Origin of the sequence: Sphingobacterium sp. N143 (assembly GCF_030325625.1) — a bacterium.
In the GTDB taxonomy this organism is placed as follows: Bacteria; Bacteroidota; Bacteroidia; order Sphingobacteriales; family Sphingobacteriaceae; genus Sphingobacterium.
Map to the genome: position 1 here is coordinate 176981 of NZ_JACAIS010000009.1, position 17688 is coordinate 194668.

Genomic DNA, 17688 nt, shown 5'->3' on the forward strand with positions numbered 1-17688 from the left:
GAATGGTATACCGGCAGGATGCCAAAACAATGGCTCCTGCATGACTAGCGGATGTAATAAATTAGATGTATATGACTGGCTTTCCGATATGGATATGCCTTCAAACTATAAACCATTTAATATCGTCGAAGTACGATTCAAGGGATCTCGAAAAGATTTCTTTATTAATGTAGACAACCTATATCTGGAAATGGGTGAAATGGTCGTTGTAGAACCTTCAACAGGGGGATACGATGTTGGTCATGTTTCCCTTACAGGTGAACTGGTCAGGTTACAATTAAAAAAGAATAATGTTACAGCAGAATCAGTAACAAAAAAAATCTATCGGAAACCAAATGAAGTGGACGTAGAAAAGTATAACGCGGCAAAAGATCTTGAATGGGAAACCATGCATAAAGCACGTAAACTTGCTTTAGATTTAGGTTTATCCATGAAAATTTCAGATGTGGATTATCAAGGTGATAAAACGAAAGCAACGTTTTATTATACAGCAGAAGGTCGCGTTGATTTCAGGGAATTGATAAAAAAAATGGCCGAAGCCTTCCGTATAAGGATTGAAATGCGCCAGATTGGTATGCGTCAAGAAGCTAGTCGTCTCGGCGGTATTGGATCTTGTGGCCGTGAACTTTGCTGTTCTACTTGGTTAACAGATTTTAAAACCGTGTCAACATCTGCAGCGCGGTATCAAAATCTATCCTTAAACACGTTAAAATTAGCTGGGCAATGCGGTAAATTAAAATGCTGTCTCAATTACGAATTGGATAGCTATATGGATGCATTGAAAGATATCCCAAATAACATTGACCGCATCGAAACTTTAAGGGGGATTGCCTATTTACAAAAAACCGATATCTTCAAAAAAATGATGTGGTTTTCTTTCCCAGGAGCAGAAAACTGGATCGCAATGCCTGTTCAACAAGTCAAAGAGCTTGTTGAAATGAATAAGCAAGGCATTAAACCAGAAGCAATATCAAGTACGATAGAAACTGATAATGTCAGGGAAGAAAAAAATATCAATTACGATTATGAAAATGTAGTTGGACAGGATAGCCTAACTCGTCTCGATGAGCGAAATAAACGGAAGAAAAAAAGAAAATCCAAAAACAATAATTCAAGGCCGGAAAACAAAGGGGGGCAGAAAAATGAAAAGATTGAACAAAATCCCCAAAAACAAATAGTGCCCAAGCAGACAACTGTAGACAGTTCAAATCCGACAGTGGCGAATAAAGATCCCAAAGAAGGTGGAAACAATAACAAGCCTAAAAAGCGATTTAATCGTCATAGAAATAAAAACAGAGGGAATAATAATCCTAAAGCAGAATAAAAGGAATCTGCCTAATAAATTTGATTGTATTAGGCAGATTCTGTTTTATATATATTTAAAATGAAATTAAAGGCTTTTCTTTTTGGAATTTTATGTACTGGTTTGTGGGTATCTTGTGACCAAACGGCTATCTTGAATGAGAATAATCCCATAGACAACAAAGCTTGGCTATATACCTCACCCTCCACTTTTCAATTCCACATCAGTGATAATACAAAAAAATACGATGTGTTGATGGATATACGTCATACACCGGAATATGCATTTTCAAATCTTTTTGTTCTCATTCATCAACAGGGACCTGACAAAAAACGTTATACCTTTCGTAAGGAAGTTAAATTAGCAAAACCAGATGGAAAATGGACTGGTAAATCATCAGGTAGCTTATATAATAATCAAACAATCATCCATAATGATTATCAATTTCCAGATACTGGTCTATACATCGTTTCTATTGAACAACATATGCGAGAAAACCCTTTGAAGGAAATTACAGATATTGGTCTAAAGGTTATTCCAAAATGATAATTAGCTTACTAAGATATCTCCTTTTTCCATTCTCCATTCTATATGGGTGTATTATATGGGTTAGAAATCGCCTCTATGATTTTCATTTTCTTTCTTCAAAGTCCTTTTCTATCCCCACAATTGTTATCGGTAATTTAGCCGTTGGAGGGACTGGTAAAAGTCCAATGACCGAATTTATAGCTTTCCATCTGCAAAATAACTATAAAATAGCTATCCTCAGTAGAGGATATGGTAGAAATACCAAAGGATTTCTTATCGTTGAAAAAGATTCTTCTGCGATGGCCGTGGGTGATGAACCCCTGCAGTTCAAAAACAAATTTCCACAACTAACTGTGGCCGTCAGTGAGGACCGCTGCACTGGTATAGATAAACTTAAAAATGATCATCAAATTATTATTTTGGACGATGCTTATCAGCATAGAAAATTGTCTCCCCTATTCAATATTCTTTTATTTGATTTCCAATCATTCGCAAAGCCAATGTTCGTATTCCCCTCAGGTAACTTTAGAGATTTGCTTATAGAGGCAAAGCGGGCACACATTATAGCTGTAACCAAATGTCCTGCTAATGTTTCCATTGCAGACCAGAAACTTATAGAGAAAAAATTAAGACGCTATAATAAAAAAGCTATAATCATATTCAGCAGTATTGACTATCTTCATCCAATAAATAGTATTGGTGATCAGGTTGATCTTAATGATAAAGATATTATTTTGGTGACTGGAATTGCTAAACCACAGCCTTTGGTGGATTATATCGAAAAGAAAGCCAAATCCATTATACATCTTTCCTTTGGTGATCATCATTCTTTTACCAGCTCAGATATGGAATATATTCTAAAAACATATCACGCTTCAGCCAGTTCAAATAAAATTCTGTTAACCACAGAAAAAGATTTTCAGCGTTTAAAACCATTTAAGGATCTTTTAACGCATGTAAACTTAGTCTATCTGCCTATTGGTCTTCAGTTTCATAATGAAGTCCAAAAAGACCTATTCCTCAACGTACTGAATAAAGCAATAGAAAGCCCAAATGTTAATCAACATTAAATTTTGTTAAAGACAATTTTCGTTAAACTTTTTTGTCAAATTTATATTCAATAGGAACATAAACTTAAAATATAAAACGATGAAAAAGAAAATGTTAATGGCAATAGCCTACTTGCTTTTAGTTTCAAGCTGGGGCATTGCACAACAAAAAGTAACAGGCACAACTCCCAAACATAGTCCTGAAGAACAAGCCAAAATGCGTGTAGAACGCCTGGACAAATTATTAACACTTAACCAGACACAAAAAGATTCAATATACAATCTGGTATTAGCTCATGCACAACAGCGTACAACATTAAAAAATGAAGGCGGCAATCGTAAAGCAAATATAGAAAAGTTTAGACAGCAACGCGAAGCACAGACAGCCAAGATAAAATCATGGCTTAGCCCAGAGCAAGCCAGGCTCTTTGAAGAACAGCAGGAAAAAATGAAAAGCAGAATGCCTAAACATACAGAAAATCAATGAAGACAAATACAAAATGGTCGATTAATAATTAATCGACCATTTTACAAAGAGATAGTATACATTATCTGAAGCGACATTGACTAGTACAAAGTCAAATAAAATATGAGTACGGCCAGAAATAAATTGATCTTACTTTAAACACTGTATTTAGAACCAATATTAAAAGTTTCTTACAAAACTAAATAAACACCTGATTATAAGACAGTTATTTAATATAACTTTGTTAAAGTTCTGTTAAAGTAAGCTATCTGATACAACATAAATTGATATTGAACAGTTTCTATACTAAGACGTTATAATTGTAACTTTTTAAATACAATAGATATGAAAAAGCTAATTTTAACAACTATAGGATATTGTTTGGTATTGAACCTAACATTCGCTCAGCAAGCAACTCCAGAAGAAATTGCTATTAAAGCGACCACAGAGCTCGTACAAAAACTGAATTTAAATGATGATCAAAAGGCTGCCGTTTCATCTATTCTTTTAGATCAGGCAAAAGCTGAAGAAGAGGTCTTAAACGATAGCAGCTCCAGCTCTGAAGCAAAAACAGAAAGCTTAAATAAACTACAAACAGAAATTGATGGTAAGGTAAGCCAACTACTCACGGAGGACCAAAAATCAATCTATCAAAAGCTTATTGCTGAACGACCGTCAAAAGCAATTCCTACGGCTACTCATCCAGCAAAAACTGAATCCACTACAAGTGAGTAACAGTTTGAATAAGGTATACATCACACAGTTCATTGAATAATTTCATTTAAAATTAAACATCATGAAAAAGTTATTTTTAACCGGTATAGGTTTTTTCCTTGCAATGAGCCTTACCTTTGCACAACAAGCAACGCCTGAAGAAAGTGCTTCTAAAATAGTGACCGAATTGGTGACCAAGCTTACCTTGAACGAGGAACAAAAAGCAGCTGCATCAGCAATTATCTTAGATCAAGAAAAAGCTATATCTACAATTGTTCAAGATAGCAATACTACAGCAGAGGTCAAAAAAGAAAGCATTGGCAAAGTCCAAAGTGAGTCTGACAGCAAGATTGCACAATTACTAACAGATGAACAAAAGGCAGCCTTTGTAAAATATATCCAAGAGCGCCCCGCCATAAGTATTCCAGTTACTCAAGAAACAACAGAACAGAAGGAATCAGGTAATGAACAAGGCAATCAACAACCATAATTTTAAGTAAAAAAAGCCATCCAATTAAATCGGATGGCTTTTTCGTTTCAGTCTTAATCTGATTTCTACTAAGACTTCAATTTTTTCATAATGTCACTGACATAAGTTTTGAATTTCTTATCAGTTTCAATTAAATCCTCAACGGTTTGACATGCATAAATGACAGTGGAGTGATCTCTTCCACCGAAGAAAGCTCCAATTGACTTTAAAGAAGATTTTGTATGGCTTTTAGCTAAATACATCGAAATTTGCCTGGCCTGCACAATTTCACGCTTTCTAACTTTTGACTTTACCATGTCTACAGGAACTTCAAAATACTCACAAACTAACTTCTGGATAAAGTCCATTGAAATTTCTTTATGTGTATTTTTTACAAAATTCTTCAACATCGATTTAGCTAAACTCAAATCAATCTCTTTTTTGTTCAAAGTAGACTGAGCTAATAGTGAAACCATTGCTCCCTCCAATTCACGAACACTGTTATCGATTTGTGTTGCAACATACTCCACGACATTTTCTGGTAATTCAATGCCATCAGAATACATCTTTTTCTTCAAAATAGCCATTCTCGTTTCAAGATCAGGAATTTGAATATCTGCAGATAATCCCCATTTAAAACGACTAAGCAAACGTTCTTCCAAACCAGCTAAATCTTTAGGTGCTTTATCAGACGTTAAAATAATCTGCTTTCCAGACTGATGCAAATGATTGAATATGTGAAAGAAAATATCTTGTGTTTTCTCTTTACCAGCAAAATTGTGCACATCATCCATAATGATTACATCCATTGCCTGATAAAAATTTACGAAATCATTGATTGTATTATTTTTCAATGAGTCCACAAATTGCTGACAAAATTTTTCACACGAAACATAAATGACCAACTTATCGGGCAGATTTCTTTTAATTTCATTACCGATGGCCTGAGCTAAGTGTGTCTTTCCCAAACCTACATCACCATAAATCATTAAAGGGTTAAATGAAGTTCCACCTGGCTTATTTGCGACAGCATAACCTGCAGAACGAGCAAGACGGTTACATTCACCTTCAATAAAATTTTCAAATGTGTAGTTTTGATTCAATTGCGGATCAACCTGCAATTTCTTCAATCCAGGAATAACAAATGGATTTTTGATATCTCTATTTAAAGATACAGGCACTGGGATAGATTGTCTCTTTCCTTCTGCTCCATTGCCATTGGATGGAAGATTAGTCGTATAAGGATGAGAAGCTGATGACTTCTCAACTACAATATTGTATTCCAATCTACCTTGTTCTCCTAGAAACTTCTTTACGGTCTTACGAAGAATTCCTACGTAATGTTCTTCCAACCATTCGTAAAAAAATAAGCTAGGCACTTGAATAGTCAAAACGTCACCCTCCAAACGGACTGCTTTCACAGGTTCAAACCAGGTCTTAAAACTTTGCGCTGGTATATTATCTTTGATGATCGAAAGACAGTTATTCCAGACACTTGAATACGTTTTTTCCATTCTAAAATTGTTAATAAGTTGATTTACAATATGCGACAAAAAATATGTTGATAACTTTCTCTGAGAACGAAGATGACAAAAAAAAATCAGCTAAAAAACTAAAATATGAAATAATTAATAAAACATTATATATCAGCTATTTACTATGTAAAATTGTGGAAAACTTAAGCTAAAATTGATATCTAAAAATAATTATTAACATTCCAAATTTATTTCGAAAAAAGATCAAAAAAAGTAGCAAGCATACTACAACTTCGTCTTAAAGGTTCAGAACTAAATTAACCAAAATAAAAGCGAAATACAACCTTTAATTCATAAATTTTTAATATTAAATTTATAAGAATTTAAAACATGATTAACATCATTGCGCAATATCTTTTTAGCTGATCTGACAACATACAAAAGATAGAAAACTATATATACTATTGGTTTGCAAAATCTATTTTGTAACATATTGTACATAGCTTAAATCTCTTGGATAAAAAAAGGGAAATCCCAAAATTGAGATTTCCCTTTTTAAATTATACGGAAATATTTTCTATTAACTCCTATCCAACCATGGTATCAGTCAATTTTATAGCACACATCTTTCTTGCTTCTTCTACTATCGCTCCTGCATCATAATGTGAATTCTTCCATTGCGTACTTTGATCTGCATGTTCGATAATTTTATCTAGGATCCCCAACCGAACAATTTGACTCTTATAATTGTGGTCAGCCATAAATTCCAGTACTGCAGATCCTATTCCGCCCTGCAAGCTGCCATCTTCTACGGTAATGATTTTCTTAAACTTTTTAAAGACTTGGTGCAAAAGTATTTCATCCAAAGGTTTAGCGAAGCGAAGGTCATAATGAGCTGGGTGTATACCCAGTTCATTCAATTGCTGCACTGCCTTTATTACTTCATTTCCAATAGCACCAAAACTTAAGATTGCCAATTCTTCCCCTTCTGTAATCACTCGTCCTTTTCCAATTTCAATTTCTGTGAATGGGCGGCGCCAATCGGGCATCACTCCGTTCCCTCTTGGATAACGGATTACGAAAGGCCCTTTGTTAGGTAATTGTGCCGTATACATCAAATTTCTTAGCTCTTCCTCATTCATTGGTGCAGAAACGGTCATATTAGGAACACAGCGCATGTATGCAATATCATAAGCCCCGTGATGTGTTGCCCCATCCGCCCCTACTACTCCTGCTCTGTCAAGGCAAAATACAACATTTAGATTCTGTAAGGCAACATCATGAATTACCTGATCATACGCCCGTTGCATAAATGAAGAATAAATATTACAAAAAGGCAATAATCCCTGTGTTGCAAGACCAGCACTGAACGTAACAGCATGTTGTTCGGCAATTCCCACATCAAATGCACGATCTGGCATCGCTTTCATCATGATATTCATAGAAGAACCTGAAGGCATTGCAGGAGTAATACCAACAATGTTAGCATTTGCCTCAGCAAGTTCAACCAACGTATGCCCAAAAACATCTTGATATTTTGGTGCTACAGGCTTTTCATTGGATGACTTTTTTATTTCACCAGTAATCTTATCAAATAAGCCTGGAGCATGCCATTTTGTTTGATCCTTTTCGGCAAGAGCAAATCCCTTACCTTTAATTGTAACCACATGCAACAATTTTGGACCTGGTATATGCTTAAGATCTTCAAGTGTTTTAGCTAATTTTCTCACATCATGTCCATCAACTGGACCAAAATATCTAAAATTTAAAGACTCAAAAAGATTCGCATTTTTTAATAAAGTGCCTTTGATACTTTTTTCTAATTTTTTGGCAACACCAAGAGCATTGGGTCCTATTTCAGATATCTTTGTCAATACAGCTGCGATATCATCCCTAAATCTGTTATAACGTTTTGATGTCGTAATACTTGTTAAATATTCTTTTAATGCTCCCACATTTGGATCAATAGACATACAATTGTCATTCAAAATCACCAAAAGATTAGATTTTGAGATACCAGCATGATTCAATGCTTCAAAAGACATCCCGCCCGTTAACGCACCATCGCCAATAACCGCAATATGCTGGCGGTCTTTTTCGCCTTTGATCTGTGAAGCCACAGCCATACCTAGCGCAGCAGATATTGATGTAGAGGAATGTCCAACGCCAAATGCATCGTACTCGGATTCAAAACGATTTGGAAAGCCAGAAATACCATTCTCTGTTCGGTTCGTGTGAAATACATCACGACGTCCCGTCAAAATCTTATGACCATATGCTTGATGTCCCACATCCCAGATCAATTGATCATAGGGGGTATTCATTACGTAATGTAACGCTACGGTTAACTCAACGACTCCTAAACTTGCTGCAAAGTGACCACCATTCACCGAGACTTGGTCAATTATAAATTGACGTAATTCTTGGCTTAGCTGTTCTAATTGGTCTTCATTTAGCTTTTTTAGATCAGATGGATCGTTTATTTTACTTAATAGTTCTCCAGCCTCAAACTGCATAGTACTGCTATTTACATTAAATGTTGATACAAAGTAACGACAATTTTATTTAATCTTTAAAATAAATCGCATTTACATATTAAGCTACAACAAATAAAAACATGAATAGTTTGTATATGAGCAACCCCAAAAGATTTAATTATGTAAATTTGTATGAGATATGCAAATAGAAGAAGGATATGAAATCAAGCTTCCTCAATTTGAGGGACCTTTTGATTTATTACTATTTTTTATTGAACGGGATGAATTGAATATCCATGATATCCCAATTTCGAGGATTACAGATGATTTTTTGGCTTATGTAAGCCAGATGCAAGCTCTTAACATGGAAATGGCCAGTGAATTTATCTTTGTGGCTTCAACACTGATGCGTATCAAAGCAAAAATGCTCCTTCCTAGGCCTGATCTGGATGATGAGGAAAATGAAATTGATCTTAAAGAAGACCTTGTTCAAAAACTTATACTTTATAAACAATTTAAGGAAATTTGTGAAGAGCTGAAAATCTTAGAAGACGACCGGCTTAAATTATATAGCCGTGGTAATATTCGGTATGATATTCAACAGAGACTTAAATTGGATACCACCGGTGAGAATTTAGATAGTTTTGATCTCTATGGTCTGATGATGGTCTATGAGCAGATCATATATCAATTTCACAATAGACCTCCAGAAGTAACACACACTGTTGTTAAATATCCATATACGATCGAACAACAGAAGAAAGCAATAGCTGAACTAATTGAAATCAATAAAAAATTAGATTTTCAAGAAATCTTAAAAAATTCGGAAAATAAAATTCAGTTTGTCTATAATTTCTTAGCTATTCTGGAGATGTTGCAACAGCGATTACTCCAAATTGAAATAGGATTAGGATATAACAATTTCAATATAGAACAAAGAGATTGTAAACAAGACGAACTCCTATTGGAAGAAGAAGAGATATAACAAAAAAAGACCAGCCTCCTTAATAAGCTGGGTCTTTTTTGTTTAGTCTTTTTTCTTAAAAGCATTCCATCCCTGAGCAGTAATAGGATAAAGATTTCCAGATTTAGAAATCATTTCACATCCTTCGGATGCAGTGGTCATATAACCAATAATACTAATATCAGGTAAATTTTTGATCTTATCGTGGTCCGATTGAGGAATCGTAAACAACAATTCGTAATCTTCCCCTCCATTTAAAGCTGCCACAGTTGGATCAATTCCAAATTCCCGGCCTGTGTCATAAGTCATTTGATCTAATGGTATTTTATCTTCATATAATCGACATCCTTTATTAGATTGCCGACATATATGCAAAATTTCTGAGGCCAATCCATCAGATATATCCATCATTGAGGTAGGTTTAAGATTTAATTTAGCCAATAATTCTACTATATCTTTCCTTGCTTCGGGTTTTAATTGGCGTTCAACAATATAATCTTTTCCCTCTAAATCTGGCTGTACATTGGGATTTTCCAAATAAATATCCTTTTCTCTTTCCAATAATTGCAAGCCCATATATGCTGCTCCTAAATCTCCAGATACACACAACAAATCTCCTTCCTGGGCCCCGTTCCGATAAGTTATTTTATCCTCATCGGCATAACCTATACTGGTGACCGAAATTATCAAACCTTGGGCTGATGCGGAGGTATCACCACCAATCAGATCAACTTGATATTTTTTACAAGCAATCAGTGCTCCTTGATAAATTTCCTCCACAGCCTCCAATGGAAATTTAGAAGATAATCCAATTGAAAAAGTAATTTGAGAAGCAATACCATTCATAGCATAAATATCACTTAAATTAACTTGGACTGCTTTATATCCAAGATGCTTGAGTGGTACATATCTCAAATCAAAATGAATACCTTCCAGGAGCAAATCAGTAGAAATCAATGTTTTCTTACCCGAAAAATCTAGCACTGCTGCATCGTCACCGATTCCTTTAATCGTTGACTTTTCAGTAATTTCTACTGCCTTGTTTATATAATCAATCAAACCAAACTCCCCCATTTCCTCGAGATTGGTCCGTTCAGTGTTATCAAAATCAAACATATTTAAAAATTTAAAGCTTTTAAATAAGGGTAGAGCACTACCCTAAAACAATAATCGATATGAGAAACTATCTGTTATCATATCGATTAGCTATTCAAGAATTATGGTCAAAAAATAATGGAATCACTATAATCCCAAGCTTGCCGATATTTCCAGCATACGTTCAATAGGTCGTTGCGCGCGCTGTATTACATCTGCTGGAAGAAGAATCTCCGGTGACTCGTATTTTAAACAATTATAAAGTTTTTCCAACGTGTTTAGTTTCATATGTGGGCAATCATTACAAGCACATGCATTATTTGGAGGGGCAGGAATAAATGTTTTATGTGGACTCGCCTTCTGCATCTGATACAAAATTCCAGATTCAGTAGCGACTATATAGGCCTTCGCAGTATCAATCTGGGTAAATTTAAGCATTCCAGCTGTCGAACCCACATAATCAGCTTTAGCCAAAATATGATCTTCACATTCAGGATGGGCGATAAATTTAGCCTCCGGATATGCTGACTTCAAGTTGTCTATTTTGTCCTGTGAAAAGATCTCATGAACCATACATGCACCATTCCATAGGACTAAATCACGTCCTGTCTTTTTCTTTACATAAGCTCCAAGATTTCGATCTGGTCCAAATATGATCTTCTGATCAGGGGGCAAACTTTCAACAATCTGTACTGCATTACTTGAAGTACATACTATATCAGAAAGTGCCTTTAATTCAGCCGTACAATTTACATACGTAATTACCAAATGATCAGGATATTGTTCTTTAAACTTAGCGAAAAGATGAGGCGGACATGAATCTGATAAAGAACAGCCAGCTTTAGCATCGGGTAAAATGACCTTTTTTGAAGGGGAAAGTATTTTTGCTGTTTCGGCCATGAAGTGTACTCCAGCAAAAACAATCAAATCAGCATCAGTTTTTGCAGCTTCCTGGGACAGGCCTAGGCTATCACCAATATAATCAGCAATATCCTGAATTTCAGATTCCTGATAATAGTGGGCTAAAATAACAGCATTTTTTTCCTTCTTTAAGCGCTGGATTTCAGATATCAAATCCAAGGCCGGATCAATCGGGGCATCAATATATCCTTTTGCCTGAAGCTCGTAGTTTACAATTTCCATTTGCTACTCTCAACAATTTATGAAAAACAAAAATACGGATTGTTGGATATATATAAGGTAATAAAACGAAAATTAAGCTACAGTCAAATATAACTCTAAATAATTATATATTAGTTAAAATAATTTATAAAAAAAACATTTAAACACTTTATAATCTGTTTAAAGCCGATGAGATTGTTATATTTCAAAAGTATTCTTAGCAGATCTTAAGATATTCAAAGCTCAAGCATCTTATATGCATTTTTTACAGCGATTGAAAGTCATTTTCCCAGACATCAATCAAACCGATTGGATACTATAATCCATAGTACAAAGCAAATGAAAATATTGCATATACAGAAGCTTTATTTACTAACATTTCTATTTGACAATAGATTCATTTCTAATTTCATCAACTAAAATTATTATGAATCCTGTAGAATTTAATAAAATTGATGATCTGTTAAAGAAACCATTTTATAAAAGCATTAGAATCGTCAATGGGATTGATTGATTTGAAATAAAGCTCTTGAGAAATGATTATTTGCATAGGTAAATAGGAAAGCATCTATTTATTGAAATGTAGGAGGGTTTAATTTAAATAAAATAAACTATTCATTCAATTTAAGCTATTGAGAAATGAATATATCTGTAAGAGGTTTATATGGTTTAAAATATAGAATATATAGATGACTTGATAGAGGAAGCAGCGCCAATGTCACCTTGAATTTTTATAAAATACTTTATAAATCAAATGAAATAAACAAGATATAAAAATGCTAAAGAAAATAAAAAGAATAATAATTAACTTTAAGTAATTAAATTAAACTTTATTTACTTCATTTAGCATTATTAAACTCTCTCAGAATCTGATTAAAAACATTCAAGCCCTGAACGAAGAGTCTATCGCAAGCATAAAGGGTTTATTTTAGTAATAAAAGCTCTCAAAATGGCATAGAAAATAGTTGAATAAAAATATCACGCCATATTCAAATCTAAATCAATTGAAACTAGTTATGAAATTTAAACCTTTTCAAACAAAGATAAAAAGAAACATTATTTTACAACAGATTTTAGAAAGATTTTTAAAATTTATAAAGCTCTTTAGAATCGAATATAATTCTTAAAATTTCCATCAGTGTATAATATCTCATTTATATAACCATAAAAGTCAAAAACAAAAGTGCTCAAATTTGGATAAATGCCAACGATAGATTAAAATTCTAAATTATTCACATAATAGCTATTTGAAACCTATGTTTCATCGTCTGGTAAAGAATCTCTCTCATCCAATGCACTTGAGAATTGAATAAAATGAATAAAAATCTAAACAGTTTGAAATAATAATTTGTAAAAAGCTTTATAAAGCATTTTATCCATTTCGAAAAATAAATTTTAAGCATCCAGATTTAAATATTCCCTGTAAAAAATTTATAAACCTCAAATAATTACTGCTAAAAGACCCAAACTAAGAGGCACATTCTAAAAATCAAGTATAAAATCGTCTATACTGCCATAAATTATTGTATAAAAATTTAAACACCAAATTTTTAATCCTAATAGGCTTTAAAAAATTCCAAAAAGAATAAAACCCAAATACAAACCCAATCAGAATTGAATAATCCAGTAGGGGAGTGTACTGCATTCCAAATATTCCATTCAGAACGCCTTTGTTCTGATATTGACAAAGCTAAAAAAAGATTTCGGAACGTAATCCACAATCTTTTTTTTCAATAAATACTAATGTTTTTAAATAAAGAGATTCTTATTGTTTATTAGGATGTGGAAAAGTAGAGTAATTAGCTTATTTTGAATTTTGATTTAAGGTTTTTATAGAGTTTTCAACAATTTTTCAACAGATATTTAGCATTAAAGCATTGATTTTTAAAAAGCTAATTTTTTATGTTTTTAATTTTCCATAACATTTTGTTGAATAGTTTATGTTTAAAAAATGTGGAAATCTGATCATTATTGTGCGGAAAAATAATTGAAATTTGGTAGATAAATAGGGGATTTGTGAATTGTTAAATACTTTTCATTTTTATTTAACCTTTTATTTACACGTTTTCCACATTTTTCGTTAATTTGACTCCTCACTTAGAGGATAAGTTGTGAATTTAGAAAGATATGACAGATAGAAAAGTCGATTTTTTGGTTATTGGATCGGGAATTGCAGGGTTAAGCTTTGCATTAAAAGCTTCAAAATTTGGTAAAGTGTTGATAGTCACCAAATCTAATGAAGATGAATCCAATACGAAGTATGCGCAAGGGGGGGTAGCTGCTGTTGTGGATAAGTCAGATAGTTTTGAGAAGCATATTATTGATACTCAGATTGCTGGCGATGGTTTGTGTGATGTTAAAATTGTGGAAAACGTTGTTAGAGAAGCGCCGGATCGGATTGCAGAACTTATTTCTTACGGAACGTCATTCGATAAGGAAGAATCAGGTGTATATGATTTAGCGAAAGAAGGTGGTCACTCGGCAAATCGTATCCTACATTATAAAGATATTACAGGCTATGAAATTGAAAGAGCATTATTAGTTCAGGCGCATGATGATCCTAATATTGAGATCGTAACACATTATTTTGCGATTGATCTAGTTACTCAACATCACCTGGGGGAGTATGTGGATAAGAACCGTGATGATATTACGTGTTATGGTATTTATGCTTTTAATACTTCATCCCATCATGTTGACAAGATTCTAAGTAAGGTGACGGTTATGGCCTCGGGAGGCGCGGGGCATGTATATTCAAGTACCACCAATCCGACTATCGCTACTGGGGATGGAATAGCAATGGTCTATCGGGCAAAAGGAAAAGTCCGTAATATGGAGTTTATGCAATTTCATCCAACTTCTTTATATAATCCAAATGATTCGCCTGCTTTTCTGGTATCTGAAGCTGTACGTGGATTCGGCGGTATTTTGAGAAGGGTAAATGGCGAGTCGTTTATGGAAGAATATGACGAAAGAGCTTCCTTGGCTCCACGGGATATTGTAGCAAGGGCCATTGATGCTGAAATGAAGAAGTCTGGTATTGATTACGTTTATTTAGATATAACGCACAGGGATAAAAAAGATATTTTGAAGCATTTTCCCAATATTTATGATAAATGCCTTTCAATTGGCCTGGATATGGCAAAAGATTATATTCCGGTATCTCCGGCAGCTCATTATCTTTGTGGCGGTATTTATGTGGATGATTTTGGACGTAGTACGATAAGGAACCTGTATGCTTGTGGAGAATGTTCTTCGACTGGACTGCATGGTGCCAATCGTTTGGCATCTAATTCATTACTTGAAGCACTTGTATATGCGCATCGAATCTTCTTGGATGCGACGAAGTCATTTGAGCTGTTGAGCCATGTTTCCAATGTTCCTGAATGGGACGATTCTAAGACTTCTTTATCGAATGAAGATATTTTGGTCAGTCACAATTTAAGAGAATGCCAAAAGATTATGAGCGACTATGTTGGGATAGTAAGATCCGATTTCAGGCTTGAACGAGCTTTAAAACGCCTTCATCTATTGTATGCGGAGACTGAAGAATTTTATAAGAATACCAGGCTATCTGTAAAACTTTGTGAGCTTAGAAATGTGATTCAGGTAGCTTATATCGTTACCAAGTCGGCCATGCTCAGGAAGGAAAGCAGAGGACTTCATTATACTACAGATTATCCGGAGCATTCGGATAAATTAAAGGATACTATTTTTTAATCAGTATAGCTAACTATGGCACTTATTTTACCCGTATTGGATCATACTCCAAAAATTGCAGCAGAATGTTTTTTGGCCCCGAATTCAACGATCGTTGGCGATGTTGAAATAGGACATCATTGTTCTGTATGGTTCAATGCAGTAATTCGTGGGGATGTAAATTATATCCGAATCGGTAATTATACCAATATTCAGGATGGTGCAGTTATACATTGTACTTATAAGAAATATGGAACTACAATTGGTAATTATGTTAATATTGGACATCAGGCCATGGTCCATGGATGTTTTGTGGAGGATCATGTTTTAATAGGCATGGGTGCTATAGTGATGGACAATGCCATGGTAGAATCTTATGTCATTATTGCCGCTGGGGCTGTTGTACTTGAAAATACACACTGTGAATCTGGATTTCTTTATGCAGGTGTACCGGCAAAGAAAATAAAGGCGCTGACTGAAGAGCAGAGAAAATTGCTGCAACAGTTACCACATAATTATGTTCTGTACAGTTCGTGGTATTAGTTTAAACGTTTTAGCAGTCAATTATAGTTTAAATTGGTCTCTTGCTATTTTTTGAGACCAATCAATGAAAAACTATCTTTTTGTTCCCAATTGGCGCGAATGGTAAATACGTTGTTTAAATACACGACAGGTTCAGGAAATGTTCGTTTTTCTACATTGCCGGTATCCCATATTCCATTATTATTGTCATCCCGGATAACACGTATACTGTATTTGCCACCGGGAAACTGTTTATAAACTACCGTTGGATTATCCTGGCTGATTTTGTCCATACGGTATACTTTATCTTTCTTTTCGTTTATTAGTTCAACTAAATAAGTTGTATTACTATCCAGATCTGTGAAATTGTAAGTAAGATCACCATAGTTTTCACTATCATCATAGGTTAGCTCAAATTTCTTTTCTTTATTTTGTTCGCCAAAATAGCCGGTTATGGCACCTTCTGCAAATTCTATCTGGTATTTTTTATCTTTTCTCCAATTATAGCGTATATGATAGATATTGGAGTTTAGGGTATCTATAGCAAGTTGATAATTGTTGCGGTAAAGCGAATCTTCCTTAAACTTTAATTTAGCTTTATCTATATTTTTAATCGGTGTAAATGCAGTTACTTGCAGGTGCATAATACGATCTACCCGACCACTGCTTGGTGTAAATATGGGCTCAATAATCCGTTCTATTTTGACATTTCCTCTCCTTACAAGAATAGTATCCAATGGTTTTTCATTTTCAGTCAACACCATTTTCAGTGAATCTATTTTCAAATTGGGTAGAAATAGGGTTGCGGAATCAGAGGTATTGGAAAATCGTACGATTTTATCTTTGTTATTTTCCTCATCATTGAGAATATCCAATGAAGGATTATCGACTCTTCTGTTAAATATGAGGAGTACACTGCCGTTTTTTTCGATTTTTTTTTCTTGTGTTCTGAATTTCTTAGGTATGGCTTTGAATGTTTCAAGATTGACATTGGACATATCATGATCAAGATTAATAGAATCTTTTAAAAAGCCTATTTCCTCATCGGGTGCGTTGTAAATTCTGTCATTATTTTTTTCCTGTAGTGCGTATATACGATAAGTGCCTTCACGTAGATTATTCAATTTATAATTACCTGCAGTATCAGTTGTCGTAAATATGTTAGCTTTCTTTTTTCCAAAAATGGAATCTTGGCTAGTGGGAATCAAAAGTACTTTTACCTCTTTTAGGATTTCTTTTGTTGTCGCACTTTTTACATTACCTGAAATACTGAGTGAATCTATCTTATCACCGGTCGCAAATACATAAGCATAATTTACCAATGGATTTCCAGCATTGTAGTCAACAAGCCCCTTACCAAAATATATGCTATAAGTTGTATTTTTTTCTAAAGAATCTGGCAAAGTAATTTCCAGTGTTTTTTTCTTGATTTTAAATTCTGGGTTGGTACCCATATCTGGTGTGACACTGAATTCTTTTTGTTGATTGGCCAATTTGATATATTCATCAAACGTTATCTGTATTTTTTTTTCTGTAAAATTCTTCGAAAAGTTCGTAGGAGTCTCCTGCAAAATTTTTGGAGGAATGGAATCTTTTGGTCCACCAGTAGGCTGCTGTATGCTTGCACACTGTATTGATAAACCAATAAGCACTATAAACATACTTAAAATAAGTAATCTTGTTTTTAAGCTATTTTTTAGCCTTTCTGAGCTACTTTTATTATTTTTCAAAGAAGTTATCATAAAAAATATAATATTGTCTTAAATCGCTTATTTTAAGCTTATTATGTTTATTTGTTAAAATAT

The 17688-nt window shown here is 34.1% G+C and carries 14 protein-coding genes; 9 read left to right on the forward strand and 5 right to left on the reverse strand.

What is annotated here, in order from left to right; all coding sequences use genetic code 11:
• Positions 1-40 precede the first annotated feature (40 nt).
• From HX021_RS17345 to HX021_RS17370, 6 genes are all read left to right on the forward strand, one after another.
• Positions 41-1324 carry a PSP1 domain-containing protein gene (locus HX021_RS17345; RefSeq protein WP_502959012.1) on the forward strand — a complete coding sequence of 428 codons (1284 nt, stop codon included), beginning with the start codon at positions 41-43 and terminating at the stop codon, positions 1322-1324.
• A 60-nt stretch (positions 1325-1384) separates the two neighbouring features.
• Positions 1385-1849, forward strand: a complete 465-nt coding sequence (locus HX021_RS17350) for a gliding motility lipoprotein GldH (RefSeq protein WP_286591806.1) — start codon at positions 1385-1387, stop codon at positions 1847-1849.
• Positions 1846-2901, forward strand: coding sequence for a tetraacyldisaccharide 4'-kinase (gene lpxK, locus HX021_RS17355; protein ID WP_286591807.1), 1056 nt, complete (start codon positions 1846-1848; stop codon positions 2899-2901). Before HX021_RS17350 ends, lpxK begins: the two co-directional genes overlap by 4 nt.
• Positions 2902-2980: 79 nt before the next feature.
• Positions 2981-3367, forward strand: a complete 387-nt coding sequence (locus HX021_RS17360; protein ID WP_286591808.1) for a hypothetical protein — start codon at positions 2981-2983, stop codon at positions 3365-3367.
• 324 nt (positions 3368-3691) lie between these two features.
• Positions 3692-4081: a DUF4890 domain-containing protein gene (locus tag HX021_RS17365; RefSeq protein ID WP_286591809.1), complete on the forward strand. Its 390-nt coding sequence runs from the start codon at positions 3692-3694 to the stop codon at positions 4079-4081.
• A 61-nt stretch (positions 4082-4142) separates the two neighbouring features.
• The gene (locus HX021_RS17370) at positions 4143-4550 is read left to right on the forward strand and encodes a hypothetical protein (protein ID WP_286591810.1); all 408 of its coding nucleotides are present in this window, start codon (positions 4143-4145) and stop codon (positions 4548-4550) included.
• 68 nt (positions 4551-4618) lie between these two features.
• On the opposite strand, the gene dnaA is transcribed toward HX021_RS17370, so the two are convergent.
• Both dnaA and dxs read right to left on the reverse strand, forming a co-directional pair.
• Positions 4619-6043 (reverse strand): chromosomal replication initiator protein DnaA, encoded by a 1425-nt coding sequence (gene dnaA / locus HX021_RS17375; protein WP_286591811.1) that lies wholly within the window; start codon positions 6041-6043, stop codon positions 4619-4621.
• 548 nt (positions 6044-6591) lie between these two features.
• Positions 6592-8520, reverse strand: a complete 1929-nt coding sequence (gene dxs / locus HX021_RS17380) for a 1-deoxy-D-xylulose-5-phosphate synthase (protein ID WP_286591812.1) — start codon at positions 8518-8520, stop codon at positions 6592-6594.
• A 160-nt stretch (positions 8521-8680) separates the two neighbouring features.
• Here dxs and HX021_RS17385 point away from each other — a divergent pair, with 160 nt between their 5' ends.
• Positions 8681-9466, forward strand: a complete 786-nt coding sequence (locus HX021_RS17385; RefSeq protein WP_286591814.1) for a segregation and condensation protein A — start codon at positions 8681-8683, stop codon at positions 9464-9466.
• A gap of 42 nt (positions 9467-9508) precedes the next feature.
• Here HX021_RS17385 and thiL read toward each other — a convergent pair whose 3' ends face one another.
• Both thiL and nadA read right to left on the reverse strand, forming a co-directional pair.
• A complete protein-coding gene (thiL, locus tag HX021_RS17390; protein WP_286591815.1) occupies positions 9509-10561 on the reverse strand; it encodes a thiamine-phosphate kinase in 1053 nt (350 codons plus the stop codon).
• 126 nt (positions 10562-10687) lie between these two features.
• Positions 10688-11683 carry a quinolinate synthase NadA gene (nadA, locus tag HX021_RS17395; RefSeq protein WP_286591816.1) on the reverse strand — a complete coding sequence of 332 codons (996 nt, stop codon included), beginning with the start codon at positions 11681-11683 and terminating at the stop codon, positions 10688-10690.
• A 2106-nt stretch (positions 11684-13789) separates the two neighbouring features.
• Here nadA and nadB point away from each other — a divergent pair.
• Positions 13790-15382 carry an L-aspartate oxidase gene (gene nadB / locus HX021_RS17400; protein ID WP_286591817.1) on the forward strand — a complete coding sequence of 531 codons (1593 nt, stop codon included), beginning with the start codon at positions 13790-13792 and terminating at the stop codon, positions 15380-15382.
• Between the two features lie 15 nt (positions 15383-15397).
• Complete coding sequence (locus HX021_RS17405) at positions 15398-15904, forward strand: gamma carbonic anhydrase family protein (protein ID WP_286591818.1); 507 nt, start codon at positions 15398-15400, stop codon at positions 15902-15904.
• A 44-nt stretch (positions 15905-15948) separates the two neighbouring features.
• Here the strand turns inward: HX021_RS17405 and HX021_RS17410 are convergent, their stop codons facing one another.
• Positions 15949-17544: an Ig-like domain-containing domain gene (locus tag HX021_RS17410; protein ID WP_286591819.1), complete on the reverse strand. Its 1596-nt coding sequence runs from the start codon at positions 17542-17544 to the stop codon at positions 15949-15951.
• Between the last annotated feature and the right edge of the window lie 144 nt (positions 17545-17688).